A 13,860-nucleotide genomic window follows, 5' to 3' on the forward strand; every position below is an offset into this window, starting at 1 on the left:
TAAATAATCGCTTCAGTCTGCCTTTTTCATCAACTCCCAAAATCAAAAAATCGTAAATCAAAAAATCCCCAAATAAATAATCGCTTCGGTCTGTTTTTTTATCAACTCCCCGAAATCCCCAAAATCGTAAATCAAAAAATCCCCAAATATCTGTACCTTTTTGCTGAATAAAACCCTTGTGTTATGTCACAAGCACCAAATGGAAACCCATCATGCCCGGGCAAGAAGGATAAACACGAAGCCAGACGTGACTTCCTGAAACAATCTTCCGCGTTGATGGCGCTGGCGCTCACACCGCCACTGGTAGTCAAAGCAGGCGAACATGATGAAACTATTGCCGGCCTCTTCGAGAAAATGCCGGTCAGCCTGGAAGTAAACGGCAAGGCTTACCAGCTGTCCGTGGAGCCCCGGGTGACGCTGCTCGACCTGCTGCGCGAACAGCTGAACCTGACAGGCACCAAAAAAGGCTGCGATCACGGTCAGTGCGGCGCCTGTACAGTACATGTCAACGGCCAGCGCATTAATTCCTGCCTTACCCTCGCCGTCATGCAGGAGGGGAAAAAAATCACGACCATTGAAGGGCTTGCCCAGGGAGACACCTTACATCCTGTACAGGAAGCCTTTATCGAACATGATGGCTTCCAGTGCGGCTATTGTACGCCCGGCCAGATTATGTCGGCCGTAGCCTGTATCCGCGAAGGGCATGCAGGTTCTCCGGAAGAGATACGCGAGTTTATGAGTGGTAACATCTGCCGCTGCGGTGCATACGACAATATCGTGGCAGCCATTACAGCAGTAAAACAGGGAGGGCATACCGTATGAACCAGTTTTCCTATGTCAGGCCCGCCAGCCAGCAGGCGGCTATTGACGCGCTCTCGAAAGATAAATCTGCCCGCTTCATCGCCGGCGGCACCAATCTGCTCGATCTCATGAAGAACGGCGTGCTGGCGCCGGAGAAGCTGGTAGACATCAACCGGCTGCCACTGAAGAATATCACGCAGAACAACAATACCCTGCATATCGGCGCCCTGACGCTCAACAGCGAGGTAGCCGACCACCCGCTGGTGAAAGCACACCATCCGCTGCTGTCGCAGGCACTGCTCGCCGGCGCTTCGCAACAGCTGCGTAACATGGCCACCACCGGCGGTAACATGATGCAGCGTACCCGTTGCAGTTATTTCTACGATATCACCATGCCCTGCAATAAAAGAACGCCCGGCAGCGGTTGCAGCGCTATCGGCGGCATCAACCGTATGCACGCTATCTTCGGCGCCAGCGACCAATGCATCGCCGTACATCCCAGCGATATGTGCGTTGCACTGGCAGCACTTGATGCAACCGTGCTGGCAGCCGGCCCCAAAGGGAACCGCCGCATACCCTTCGGAGAATTTCACCGGCTGCCCGGCGATACACCCGATAAAGACAACAACCTCGGTAAAGGCGAACTGATCACCGGTATTGATATACCGGCCAGCCCCTTCACCAAAAACATATACTATCTGAAAGTGCGGGACCGCGCATCGTATGCTTTTGCACTCGTGTCCGTAGCAGCGGCGCTGGATATCAGCAACAACACCATCCGCAGCGCGCGCCTCGCCATGGGCGGCGTGGCCCACAAACCCTGGCGCCTGCACGAAGCAGAAAAAACACTGACAGGGAAAGCGCCCACGGCTGAAAGTTTCCGTATAGCCGCCACCGTAGCCATACAGTCGGCCCGCACGTATAAACACAATGCATTCAAAGTGCCGATGGCGCAGAACAGTATCGTCACCGCCTTATCAAAAGCAGCTGCCGTATGAAAAAGCAAGCAGTAGGACAATCCATGGACCGTGTAGACGGCCGCCTTAAAGTAACCGGCGCCGCCCGCTACTTCGCCGATCACCAGCCGGAAGGTATGCTGTACGCTGCGCTGGTATGCAGCCCTGTCAGCAGCGGCCGCATTACCGCCATCGATGCCTCCAAAGCCCTCCGGGCGCCGGGCGTGGCCGATGTGGTGTCTCATCTCAACGCACCGCCTGTTCCGGGCTATAAAGCCGATAATCCCAATCCCAAACAGGGACTTAAAATATTTCATGACGACCGTATCTATTCCAACGGCCAGCCGGTAGCCATTGTGGTGGCCAATACACTGGAGCGCGCCGTACACGCCGCCTCTCTCGTGAAAGTCACCTATGCACAGGAAGTACATAAGACAGACATGAGCGCAAGTATGGACCTGGCCTTCCAGCATAAAAACATGAAGGACTACCTGCGCGGAGAAGCGGATGCGTGGAAAAAAGCGCCGGTAAACCTGGAAGCGGAATACAACATCCCGATCGAGGTGCATAACCCCATGGAACTGGCGGGCATCATCGCTCACTGGGAAACACCCGACCAGCTGACGCTCTACGCCAAAACACAAGGCGTTAAAAGCGTGCAGCAAGCGATCAAAACACTTTTTCAGCTGCCGGAAAGCCAGATCACGGTGCATTCGCAGTTTGTGGGCGGCGCTTTCGGCATGGGCCTGCGCATATGGCCCATGGAAGTAGCCACCATCCTGGCAGCGAAGAAAATACGCAAGCCGGTGAAACTGGTCATCACCCGCAAAGACATGTTCACCCTCGTGGGGTACCGCCCTGCGGCCAGGCAACGGATAGGCATCGGCGCTACCGCCGACGGTAAGCTGACCGGCATCACACATGAAGCAGTGGCCATCACATCGCCGTATGAAGATTTCACGGAAGCAATCGTGAACATGAGCCGCATGATGTATGCCTGTCCCAATGTAAACACGCACTACCAGCTGGTGCCGCTCAATCTCAGCACACCGGTATGGATGCGCGGCCCCGGCGAAGCAACCGGCGCTTTTGCACTGGAATCGGCCATCGATGAACTGGCCCACCGGTTAAAGATGGACCCGTTGCAGCTGCGTATCCTGAACCATGCGGACACAGACCCGGAGAAACACCTGCCCTACTCCAGCAAATACCTGAAAGAAGCCTACGAAATGGGCGCCGCTAAAATAGGCTGGCAGCAACGCAGCCAGACACCCGGCCAACTGCAGGAAAACGGCTGGCTGGTCGGCTACGGCATGAGCAGCGGCGTATTCGGCGCAGGGCGCGGCAAAGCCACTGCCAGCGCCACTCTCAAAGCCGATGGCACCCTCGTGGTCCGCAGCGCCGCGGCAGATATAGGCCCGGGCACCGCCACCGCCATGGTGCAGATAGCCGCCGACGCCACCGGCATCGATGTTAAAAAAATAAAATTCCTGCTGGGAGAATCGGCCTATCCCGAAGCGCCCCGCCAGGGCGGCTCTTCCACCGTGTCTACCGTCGGCAGCGCCGTCAACGATGTATGTCGCAGCCTGCAACAGAAACTCAGTGAAATGGCCGCAGCCAGCGTTCCTGCTTTTAAAGGCCTGAAAGCGGAAAATATGCAACATGAAGACGGACAGCTGGTAGCCGGCAATACCCGGTTGCATTACACCGCATTGCTGCAGCAGCAACAGCTGCCGGAGCTGATCGTTACCACTACCTCCCAGGCCGGCGACGAACGGAAACAATACGCCATGTATTCTTTCTCCGTTCATTTCACCAAGGTGCATGTACATCCGGCCACCGGCGTTGTACGCATCAAACATATCGTCAGCGTGGCCGATTCCGGTACGGTGGTGAACACCAAAACCGCCCGCAGCCAGATGATCGGCGGCGTAGTAGGCGGCATCGGCATGGCCCTCACCGAAGAGGCCCTGATAGATCACCGCTTCGGCCGATACGTCAACAACAACTATGCAGATTACCATGTACCTGTGAATGCGGACACGCCGCCAACAGACGTACTGTTTATTAATAAAAAAGATCCTGTCATCAACCCGATGGGCGCTAAAGGTATGGGCGAAATAGCCCTGATTGGCTTCGCTGCCGCCGTTTCCAACGCTGTATTCAATGCTACCGGCAAACGGGTCCGCGACCTGCCCATCACACCCGACAAACTGATTTGATACTATGCAGAAAGAGCTGAAAGATATTGTGAAGGCGTACCTTGCCGCCAGCCAGCAAGGCCTGCAAACCGCACTGGCGACCGTTGTACACGTGGAAGGTTCCGCCTACCGGCAACCCGGCGCGCGGATGCTGATCACTGAAAACGGCGCACTGACAGGCGCTATCAGCGGCGGCTGCCTCGAAGGCGACGCGCTGCGCAAAGCGCAACTTGCCATGATGCAACAAAAACCCATGCTGGTCACCTACGATACCACCGATGAAGACGATGCCGTCATCGGCGTGGGACTGGGATGCAACGGCATCATACACATCCTGCTGGAGCCGCTGGGGCCGCACATGGCCCTGAATCCGCTCACACTGCTGCAGCAACAGGACGGTAGCCGCGATACCACCGTAATAGTGACGCTCTTCCGCCCCGAACAACGTTCCGCCCCGCAGCCCGGCACCTGTATACTGATCACCGACGGTGGAGAAAGACAGGTACATATGGACGATGGCCCGCTGCGCACCGCCATACTGGCCGATGTATGCGCAGCATTTACCTCCAGGCGCTCTGCCGTGAAGACCTACAACGAGGGTCCGGAAAAGATCACCGCGCTCATCGCATGGCATCCGCCGGCCTTGCAGCTGCTGATTGCCGGCGCCGGCAACGATGTGCGGCCGCTGGTGAAAATAGCGTCCGTACTGGGGTGGCATACCATCGTTGTGGATGGCCGCCCGGCATACGCCCAGGCTCAACGTTTCCCGGAAGCTACGCGCGTGATCGTCGCCAAACCGGTGGAAGTATTGCAGCACCTGCAACCGGACGATTATACCGCCGCCGTACTGATGACCCACAACTACAACTACGATATCGCCCTGCTGACAGCCCTGCTGCCGCATCACCTCCGTTACACCGGCGTACTGGGACCTGCCAGGAAACTGCAACGCATGCTGCAGGAGATGGAAGATGCCGGCACCCCGCCATCGCCGGAACAACGGGCACGTATATACGGTCCTGTCGGGCTGGACATCGGCGCCGATGCACCGGAAGAAATAGCACTGTCTATCATCAGCGAGGTGAAGGCCGTCATGGCCGGCGCTGCGGGTGATTCGCTGCGTAACAATCCCGCCGCTATCCACCAGCGCGCCCGTCAACAAATCACTCAACAACAACTGTGATGCGCCGCACAGGTATCGTCATCCTCGCCGCCGGCGCCTCCCGCCGCCTGGGAATGCCCAAGCAGCAGGTACGCTTCCGGCAGCAAAGCCTGCTGCAACGTATCCTTCATACCGCGCAACACACCACCGCACGTCCTATAGTAGTCGTACTGGGCGCTTTCGCCGACACCATCCTGCCCGACACGCAGGATAGTGAAGCCGCCGTAGTGATCAATGCCAACTGGGAAAACGGTATGGGCAGTTCTGTACAAACAGGGGTACAGGAGATATTACGTATAGACAACACCGTTAGTGATATCATGGTCCTGCTATGTGATCAGCCTTTTATTACCCCTGCCCTGCTCGGGAAACTGATGGATACGCATTACCAGGAAAACAAAGGCATCACTGCCTGCGCCTACGGCGGCACAAAAGGTACGCCAGTTATCTTCCATCAGAAGTATTTTTCCCGTTTAATCACGCTGGACGGACAGGAAGGCGCCAAAAAAATCATTCAGCAACACCCTGACGACCTGGCCACCGTTCCCTTCCCCGAAGGCATCATTGATATCGACACACCCGGAGATCTCGAACTGCTTCGTTAAACCACATCATTATCAGCACCGAAAAAAATTTTAACCGCCCTGTATTTTTTATCAGATCTTTTTACTTACATTTGTCTACAGAATTAGTAGACTAATAAAATCTACCTTTATGGAAAATTACCATCACCATCTAAACCTGCGCCTGCAAAGGCTTTTATCTGCCGGTCAACCAGCGGCCTGCTCCTGTTGTTGTTAATCCTGATCCCCCCTGCTGCGGTCTTCCCCACCAACTTCCGCACATACAGCTTCATATCCAACCATCATTTTTACTGCTACCAAAAAAACTGCTCGTCATGAAAACGAACAACCAACCCGTATTTCATCTGGGGAAAACTGTCACTGCGCCGCAACTGACCTATTTTCAGCAACATGGTATCATACAGTTCAAAAACTTCCTCGACAGGGAATCCCTGTCAAATATTCTGAGTGAAGTGGCTCAGGTACAGGATTTCCTCCTGCGCAACCAGGTACAGAAAGTAAACGGTATCCCGTTAAAATTCGGGACCGACATCGACGGTGCGCCGCTGATACAGCGCATCGCATTTGCCTCCCACTACAGCAACGCGCTGCGGGAACTGCTGAAAGACGAGCGCCTGCTGGCGCTGACCAACCTGCTGGCGCCCTACGACGGCCGCATCGGCGAAAATGAAAAAGACGGCCTTGTGATCAACCATTACGTCAATACCGACAGCAGCCAGTTCCGGCAACTGGGATGGCATACCGACAGTCCGCGGGACCTCTTCCTGGGCACGCGCATCCTGCCAATGCTTAATGTGGGCATCCACCTCGACGATTGCCCGCTGGAAAACGGCGGCCTGCGCGTACTCACCGGCACACACCGGCAAGGCCTCTTCCGGTTGCTGTTCCGCAAAAAATACTTTATCGATCACACGCCGGACAAACAGGAAACAGGCTTCGACATTGAAGCCGGCGACCTTACCGTGCATGACGGACGCCTGTGGCACCGGGTGCAACAGTCCCCTTTTACCGGCGTAAAAAGCCGCCGCAGGGTGATGTATATACCGGTGGTTACCGGCGCCTATCAGCCCAAACACGCTCAATCCCCCACCCCGTTTTATCATAAACTGGCACAACTGAAACAGCATCTCTACGGTGGCAAACCGCAGTGGGCAGCTGCCAAAACCGCTGAAGGCAAACTGGCGGAAGTCAACAGTACAGCCATCTAACATAAAATACTACACGTATGTCTTACGCATTGGTAACCGGCGCTGCCAAGGGTATTGGCAAAGCCATCGCAGCCGAACTGGCACAAAGAAACTATCACCTGCTACTGGTAGACCTCGATGATGTTTCCCTGCAGGAAACTGCGGCAGCATTAGTGGGGCTTTATCACGTCCATGTACACACGCTTCATCAGGACCTGTCGCAGCCGGACGCATTATCGAAGGTAACCGCCTGGAGCAGCCGCTGGCACGACCAGCTCAGCGTGGTAGTCAACAACGCCGGCTACGGCATCAATGGCGCCTTTGAAAACCTCACCCTCGAAGAACAGTTCAACATCATCGATGTAAATGTAAAAGCACAGGTGGGACTATCATACGCCTATATCCCGGTACTGCGCCGGTTTCCAAAATCCTGGCTGCTCAACCTTGCCAGCACCACGGCCTATCAGACTGTCCCCTATCTCAATATCTATGCAGCTACCAAAGCATTCGCATTGTCGTTTACCCGGGGCCTGCGCTACGAACTGCGGCACTCCCCCATCTCCGTCAGCGCGCTCAGCCCCGGCAGCACAGACACCGACTTTGTGAACCGCGCCCGCATGGGTGGCAGTACCCGTAAACTGGCGGACCGGTTTAACATGACGCCGGAAAAAGTTGCTAAAATAGCCGTCAACGGCCTGTTTAAAGGAAAGGCGGAAATTGTGCCGGGGTTTGTCAATAAACTGAATGCATTCCTGCCTAAATTCTTCCCCAAGCCATTGGTCGAGAAAATAGCTGCCAACATCTACGAACAAAGGGAAGAAACACCGGCAGTGATCATCACGCCGGGCTGATCTGTGACGGCGGAACGGCTTTTGCAACTGGTTACCTATGGCAAAAAAAGGTATTTACATCGGTACTTCCGGCTGGAGTTATAAACACTGGAGAGAGATTTTTTATCCTCCGGAACTGAAGCCAGTGGAATATCTGCCGTTTTATGCGCAATCCTACAAAACCACGGAGATCAATACCAGCTTCTATCACCTGCCTAAGCCTGGCACTGTGGAAAACTGGGTAAAAAAGGTACCAAAACGTTTCTGGTTCTGTCCGAAACTCAGCCGGTATATCACCCATGTAAAACGGCTACTGGAGCCGGCAGAACCATTGGAACGTTATTTCAGTATATTCGATCCCGTCAGGGCCAGCCTGGGACCTGTATTGATCCAGTTGCCTCCCTCGCTGGTATTCCAACCCGAACGGATACACGCATTTTTTGAGGTACTGAAAAAGAATTACCGGGATTATGAATTTGCCCTGGAAGCCAGGCATGACAGCTGGTTGCAGGAAGAAGCCTTTCAGCTGCTGGAACAGTACAACATTGCCTGGGTGATCGCCGATTCAGGCGGGCGATGGCCGTTTGCCGAAAGGGTAACAGCGAAACATATCTACATCCGTTTTCACGGGCCCAATGGCCACTATGATACCGCCTATGACCACAAAACGATGAAAGCCTATGCCGCTAAAATAAAAAAATGGCATGCAGACAAACACGCCGTTTGGGCGTTCTTCAACAACGACGGCCATGGATACGCCCTGAAAAATGCTGACGAGCTAAAAATCCTCCTGCACCAATAACCTGATAACCAAATATCCAAATCACTTATACTCCACCTGCTCCGCAGTATAATAGGTTTTCCCACCGGACGAAACATGCTGAATAGCAGCGCCGCCGGGGCTTTCAGTCAGCTTATGGCTATGCACCAGCATATAATCGCGCACTTCGCCGTTGATAATATCAGGATGATGTTTGCGGATGTTTTTTTCTGCAGTGGTCAGTACTTTATGGATGGCTTTGTGCAGCGCTTTAATGGCTGCTGAAGGAATTTTATTGCAGACAGAAAAGGGGGAAATACGTGCTTCCCACAGGATATCATCCGCATAGGCATTACCGATGCCAAGAATATTGTGCTGATCTGTGAGGTACTTTTTGATGGCCGTTCTTTTTTTGGCCAGCGCCGTCTCCAGCCATGCCGGCGTCAGCTCACCGGAAAGGGCGTCCGGCGCTTCTTTCGGCTCAGGGTCCAGGAAGACGTTTGCCTGGCCCTGATAGTCCGTCAGCGCCAGGCCTTTACCTCCTTTGAACAACAATGTACAGATAGTATGTTTCTGCTCGTTGGTATCTTCAAACAAATATAGCTTGCCATGCAGCATCAGGTGCATCCCCAGCACATGGCCATTTTTAAACTCAAAATGCAGTTCCTTGCCCACGCGGTGGATGGATTCCAGGCGTTGCCCTTCCAGCGCCGCTTTCAGCTCCTTTTCCGGGGTACGCAGTTTCTTTTTCACCAACACATCGATGGCCTCCAGCTGCTTGTGCAACAGTGTTTTCTCCAGGTTGTGGCTGAACACGTTCAGGTCAGGTAATTCAGGCATGGCATTTTTTTTATAAAAATAACGATTCCTATTGTTGCAACAATTGGTCCGCAAATCGCCATTGGGTTTTAAACTCCGGCGTCAGTGACTGGTTGGTGATGATGGCGCGGAACATCTCGATGGGAATGGCGTTCTCCTGCAGAAAGGCGTCGTGGAACTGTTTTTCGCTCATCTTGCCGCTGTCGATCAGCTCATGATGCAGCGCACGCAGCTGCAGGCCGCCCATCATATAAGCGATCTGGTACAGAGGGCCGTAGTTCCCTTCAAAAGAGCGGCGTACTTCTGAAGAGGCGCTGAAGCGCTCGTGCCCCACCCGGTCAACGAGGAAGTCTATACATTGCTGTGGCGTCCATTTGCCCAGATGATAATTCAGGGAGAAGATGATGCGGGCGCAGCGGTGCATGCGCCAGAACAGCGCGCCTACCTTTTGTTCAGGCGTGCTGTGGAAGTTCTTGTTCCACAACAGCATCTCCCAGTATAACGCCCATCCCTCCGCGGAGAAAGGCGTGCTGAACATCCGGCGGTAGGGTTTGTTGCGTTTGTTCATAAAGCCCTGCAGGTTGTGGCCAGGGATCAGTTCATGAAAAACGGTCGCATGGGAGAAAGCGTAGTTATTGCTTCGCAGGCTCATTTCCCTGGTGGCTTCGTCCATATCTTCGGTGGGATAAGCTACCAGGATGGATTCTCCTCCCAGAAAAAAAGGAGCAAAACGCTGTTGCTCTTTGGATAGCATGGACATGCGCCAAACTTCTTTAGCCAGCGCCGGTACAGTTACCAGGTTGCTGTCTTCCAGGAATTTAATGGCTTCATCGGCGAGCCGGTGGATCATCTCCGGTTGCCGGCCAGGCGCTACGTGATTTTCCTTCACTTTCTCCATTGCTTTCTTCCAGTTTTTGCCAAAACCGAGCGCGGCGGATGCTTTCAGCATTTCCGCATCGCACCAGGCAAACTCTTTATTGGCCATTTCTACCAGTTCTTCCGGGGTGTAAGGAATCATTTCATACTGCAGTTGTGAAATGAGCGCTTCCCTGCCGATCGGTGTTCCTTTGATGCCGGAAGCATCGAGTGACTTATCGCTCTTGTCGGCCAGCTCCTGGCCCAGGAAGCGGGCATAGAGGCCCAGCAGGCTGTCTGTTTGCTGGTAGGGCTGTTTTATCTGCCTGGTGAAGGCCGGTTCGTAGCCATAATAGAACGTATATACGTTTTTAAGGCCGTTGCGCAGGTCGTTCACGATAACGGCGGCGTCACGGGCCTGCGCGGGCGTCAGGCGGTTTTGTTTCTTCAGGGCTGCCTGGGCAGTGATGATCTGTTGCTGTACCGTAGCAAGGTCTGCCGCTATTTTCGGCACGTCCGGGTTATCGCCGCGGCGGCGCTTTACCTGCATGGTCATCAGCGATTGGGCAAAAGGAATCACGGCAGGCGTCAACAGTTTATACAAGGCCTCATTTTCGTCGATCTCATGCAGTTCCTCGTTCACTTTCCGCTTCAGCAGAATGTAATCTACCTGTTCGCCCACCGGCAGGCCGGCAAAAGGAATGGATTGCAGTGACGTCAGCGTTTGCTGGTAACAGGTACGCATACGCCCGAAATATTCCGGGCTGTACCGGAAAATGTAGACCCTCTGCAGGTCTTCTACATCGGCTGCCATTTGTTGGATTAATTCCTTCACGGGCTCTCCTGTGCCGGCATTTGTACGGGCAAACAAGAACAACAGGGGAATAAGGGCCAGGTATCTTTTTATCATAACACAAAAGGCTGTTTTAGATCAGGCATTAAAGATAATCATCCGTCCATGGCATCCTATGCTGATATTGTCCCCTTTTTCACCAAAATTGGTGCATATCAACATTTTTTATGTATGTCAACATATTGTTAAAATAGCCGTAAGCGAGCTGGAAGGGCCTTTTTTGACATACGATTTCCGGGCGATAATCGTTATTTTCGTACGATATGGAATAAATCATCATTCTCTAACCTTGATAAATATTTTACGGCGTGACATTGAAAGTGAAGAAGTTTATTAAACCGTTAATTTTTATTGCAACCATCGGTTTTTTTGTATTCCTGATTACCACCCTCACCTCAGCTGAAAAAAATCCTGCCCATGCGCATCGCAGCATCCTTATACCGGCAGTGAACGACTCACTGCAGGAAGAGAGTTTGTATGACAGCATGCGGCTGGATACGACCGGTTTGTCCCGGGATGCCTTTGAAAGCGCTTTACATGGATACAATCAACTGGAAGACAAGGGCCGGCTTAAGAACCCGGACATCCTCTCGATCGTCGATTTTTCGCTGCCTTCCAGCAAGAAGCGGCTTTTTGTGATCGACATCAAAAACAAGCTGCTGTTGTTCAACACACTGGTATCCCATGGCCGGAATTCCGGCACCCTGCTGGCCAGCACTTTTTCCAACAAAATGAACAGCTATAAGAGCAGTCTTGGCTTTTATGTAACCGGCGACACCTATAACGGCGAGCATGGTTATTCTCTCCGGCTGGAAGGTGAAGAAGCGGGCATCAACGACAATGCGCTCAGCCGCGGTATTGTGATGCACAGCGCCGCCTATGTCAACGAAGCGTTGATCAAAAGCCAGGGATATATCGGCCGCAGCCTCGGTTGCCCGGCTATTCCGGAAGGCGTTCACCGCAAAATCATACAGCGCATTGCCAACGGCACCTGCCTGTTTCTCTACAGCCCGGACAAATACTACTCCATGCATTCCAGGATGCTGGTAAAAGACAGTGTGAACAGCTAAAACATTTTTTGCTTCATCACCGCATCATGCCCGTACACGTCCGGTACCATGTGTAAAGTCCCGTCTTCGTCCGCCCAGGCGGTGAAGTAAGTGATAATCACCGGCACCGGATGTTTCACGGCCACATATTTCTGTTTGCCGCCGTTCATGGCGGCATCTATTTTTTCACTGGTCCATTCAGGCGCATCTTCCAGCACAAACTTCGCCATCGCCACCGGGTCTTTCAGCCGTATACAACCATGGCTGTAAGCACGGTTATCACGGTTAAACAGCCCTTTTTCGGGCGTATCGTGAAAATAGATGTTGAAGCTGTTGGGAAACAGAAACTTCACGCGTCCCAGCGCATTACGCACACCGGGCCGTTGCCGTACCACCGGCAAACCGTTGGCATGCCCGGTGATTTCCATGTTCTTACGCGCCAGGTACCCACTGTTACGCGCCATCGCAGGCAGTATCTCCTTCCGCACTATACTGCGCGGTATGTTCCAGTAAGGACTGAAAACCACCTGGTTCAGTTTTCCTGAAAACATGGTGGTGCTGTGCCCCTCTTTCCCCACTACAATGGGAATGTCAAAAACTTTCTGGCCGTTGTTGGTCACATGCAGCATAAATGCAGGAATATTCACCACGATCAGCTTGCCCCTGGGCGTGGCGGGCAACCACTTCATCCTCTGCATATTAATCAGCAGCTGCTTCAACCGCTCCTCCGCCGGTACGTTCATCGCTTTGATGACCGTATCGTTGATAATGCCGTTTTCCGTATACCCATGACCGTTGCGAAAACGATTGACGGCGGCTTCCAGCTCATCTGTAAAAACGTCGCTGCTGTCTTTCTCCTTCAGCTCTCCTGTTGTCATCAGCCTTTGTTTGATACCGGTGATCACGGGAGATGACTGCCCTTTTTTTAACTTCCCCGCCAGGGAATCCACCGGCTGCCATCCTCCTTTTTTGACGATATCGCGGTATTGCCGCAGAGCGGGCTTCAGCCCGGCAATAGCCGGATATTGTTTTTCACTGGTATGCAGCATGGAATCGGCCATTTCCATGATATCTTCTTTCTGCATGGGCACCATATGCTCCATCTGCTCCACCGTGCCGCCGTTCTGCCGGAAATAACGCACCAGCCTCCAGGTGAGCATCAGCTCTGTCTGCACCATATCCCGATCGGTGGCTTTCACCTGCAGACTATCTTCTTCCAGGAGCCGGTCCAGCTTATTGTTCAGCGGCTTGTCGCCGCTGGTGTCCGGGCTTTGGTTGAACAGGCTGCGGAAAGCGGCCGCCTCTTCTGTCAGTCCCCGGCTGTCGATCCAGGCAAACTCATAGTTGCGCGCATTGTAAAAGCTGCGTAACCGGTTGGCCACGGTATCATTCAACTGCCGTTTGGCAATAAAACCTTCAAGGGCGGTCGTGTCCAGGAAAAGGTCGTTGTAAGCGTTTTCGTGGGTAATCGCAGTATTGCGCGGAGTGAGCACGTCAGCGGTCACGACTTCGGCATCCCCGGGCGCCGAAGGGGAATGGCAGCCTGAAACGAGATATGCCAGCAGGGTGAACAGGAAAAGGTATCTCATGCCTTTTCTTCATCAAAATAAACACCAGAAAGAAAAAGGGCCTCCGCCGGCGAAAACCGGGCTGCGGTTGTGGCTGCAGGGAAACAAACCGTGGAATTCCCCGCGGAGTTCCCGCGGAGTTCACGCAAAGCACGCAAAGGAGCAAAGAGCGCAAAGATTTTTTTAAGTTTAAATAAGAAAGCAAAGGAGCGGAGATCAAATTTGATCTCCGCTC

12 protein-coding genes are annotated in these 13,860 nt (G+C 53.4%); 9 read left to right on the plus strand and 3 right to left on the minus strand.

Annotation, left to right across the window (positions count from 1 at the left end; all coding sequences use genetic code 11):
- Window positions 1–183 precede the first annotated feature (183 nt).
- The 8 genes from HF324_RS27000 (at window position 184) to HF324_RS27035 (ending at window position 8,523) form a co-directional block, all read left to right on the plus strand.
- Entirely contained in the window at window positions 184–822 is a 639-nt protein-coding gene (locus HF324_RS27000) for a (2Fe-2S)-binding protein (RefSeq protein ID WP_168806159.1), read from the plus strand.
- A complete protein-coding gene (locus HF324_RS27005; protein WP_168861299.1) occupies window positions 819–1,799 on the plus strand; it encodes an FAD binding domain-containing protein in 981 nt (326 codons plus the stop codon). The genes HF324_RS27000 and HF324_RS27005 overlap by 4 nt, the downstream gene beginning before the upstream one ends.
- On the plus strand, window positions 1,796–3,979 hold the full coding sequence (locus HF324_RS27010) for a xanthine dehydrogenase family protein molybdopterin-binding subunit (RefSeq protein ID WP_168806164.1): 2,184 nt from the start codon (window positions 1,796–1,798) through the stop codon (window positions 3,977–3,979). Before HF324_RS27005 ends, HF324_RS27010 begins: the two co-directional genes overlap by 4 nt.
- 4 nt (window positions 3,980–3,983) lie before the next feature.
- Window positions 3,984–5,141: an XdhC family protein gene (locus HF324_RS27015; protein WP_168861300.1), complete on the plus strand. Its 1,158-nt coding sequence runs from the start codon at window positions 3,984–3,986 to the stop codon at window positions 5,139–5,141.
- Entirely contained in the window at window positions 5,141–5,725 is a 585-nt protein-coding gene (locus HF324_RS27020) for a nucleotidyltransferase family protein (protein WP_168861301.1), read from the plus strand. Before HF324_RS27015 ends, HF324_RS27020 begins: the two co-directional genes overlap by 1 nt.
- A gap of 293 nt (window positions 5,726–6,018) precedes the next feature.
- A complete protein-coding gene (locus HF324_RS27025) occupies window positions 6,019–6,912 on the plus strand; it encodes a phytanoyl-CoA dioxygenase family protein (protein ID WP_168806170.1) in 894 nt (297 codons plus the stop codon).
- A gap of 17 nt (window positions 6,913–6,929) precedes the next feature.
- A complete protein-coding gene (locus HF324_RS27030; RefSeq protein WP_168806172.1) occupies window positions 6,930–7,742 on the plus strand; it encodes an SDR family NAD(P)-dependent oxidoreductase in 813 nt (270 codons plus the stop codon).
- Window positions 7,743–7,779: 37 nt separating this feature from the next.
- Complete coding sequence (locus HF324_RS27035; protein WP_168861302.1) at window positions 7,780–8,523, plus strand: DUF72 domain-containing protein; 744 nt, start codon at window positions 7,780–7,782, stop codon at window positions 8,521–8,523.
- Between the two features lie 21 nt (window positions 8,524–8,544).
- On the opposite strand, the gene HF324_RS27040 is transcribed toward HF324_RS27035, so the two are convergent.
- Both HF324_RS27040 and HF324_RS27045 read right to left on the minus strand, forming a co-directional pair.
- Window positions 8,545–9,321, minus strand: coding sequence for a DNA-formamidopyrimidine glycosylase family protein (locus HF324_RS27040; RefSeq protein ID WP_168861303.1), 777 nt, complete (start codon window positions 9,319–9,321; stop codon window positions 8,545–8,547).
- A gap of 28 nt (window positions 9,322–9,349) precedes the next feature.
- Window positions 9,350–11,065, minus strand: coding sequence for a DUF885 family protein (locus HF324_RS27045; RefSeq protein ID WP_168861304.1), 1,716 nt, complete (start codon window positions 11,063–11,065; stop codon window positions 9,350–9,352).
- Window positions 11,066–11,316: 251 nt separating this feature from the next.
- Between HF324_RS27045 and HF324_RS27050 the strand changes: the two genes are divergently transcribed.
- A complete protein-coding gene (locus HF324_RS27050; RefSeq protein ID WP_246269301.1) occupies window positions 11,317–12,078 on the plus strand; it encodes a murein L,D-transpeptidase catalytic domain family protein in 762 nt (253 codons plus the stop codon).
- On the opposite strand, the gene HF324_RS27055 is transcribed toward HF324_RS27050, so the two are convergent.
- The gene (locus HF324_RS27055) at window positions 12,075–13,646 is read right to left on the minus strand and encodes a L,D-transpeptidase family protein (protein WP_168861305.1); all 1,572 of its coding nucleotides are present in this window, start codon (window positions 13,644–13,646) and stop codon (window positions 12,075–12,077) included. The genes HF324_RS27050 and HF324_RS27055 overlap by 4 nt on opposite strands.
- Window positions 13,647–13,860: the final 214 nt, after the last annotated feature.

The sequence above is a fragment of the Chitinophaga oryzae genome, from assembly GCF_012516375.2.
Classification (GTDB): Bacteria; Bacteroidota; Bacteroidia; order Chitinophagales; family Chitinophagaceae; genus Chitinophaga; species Chitinophaga oryzae.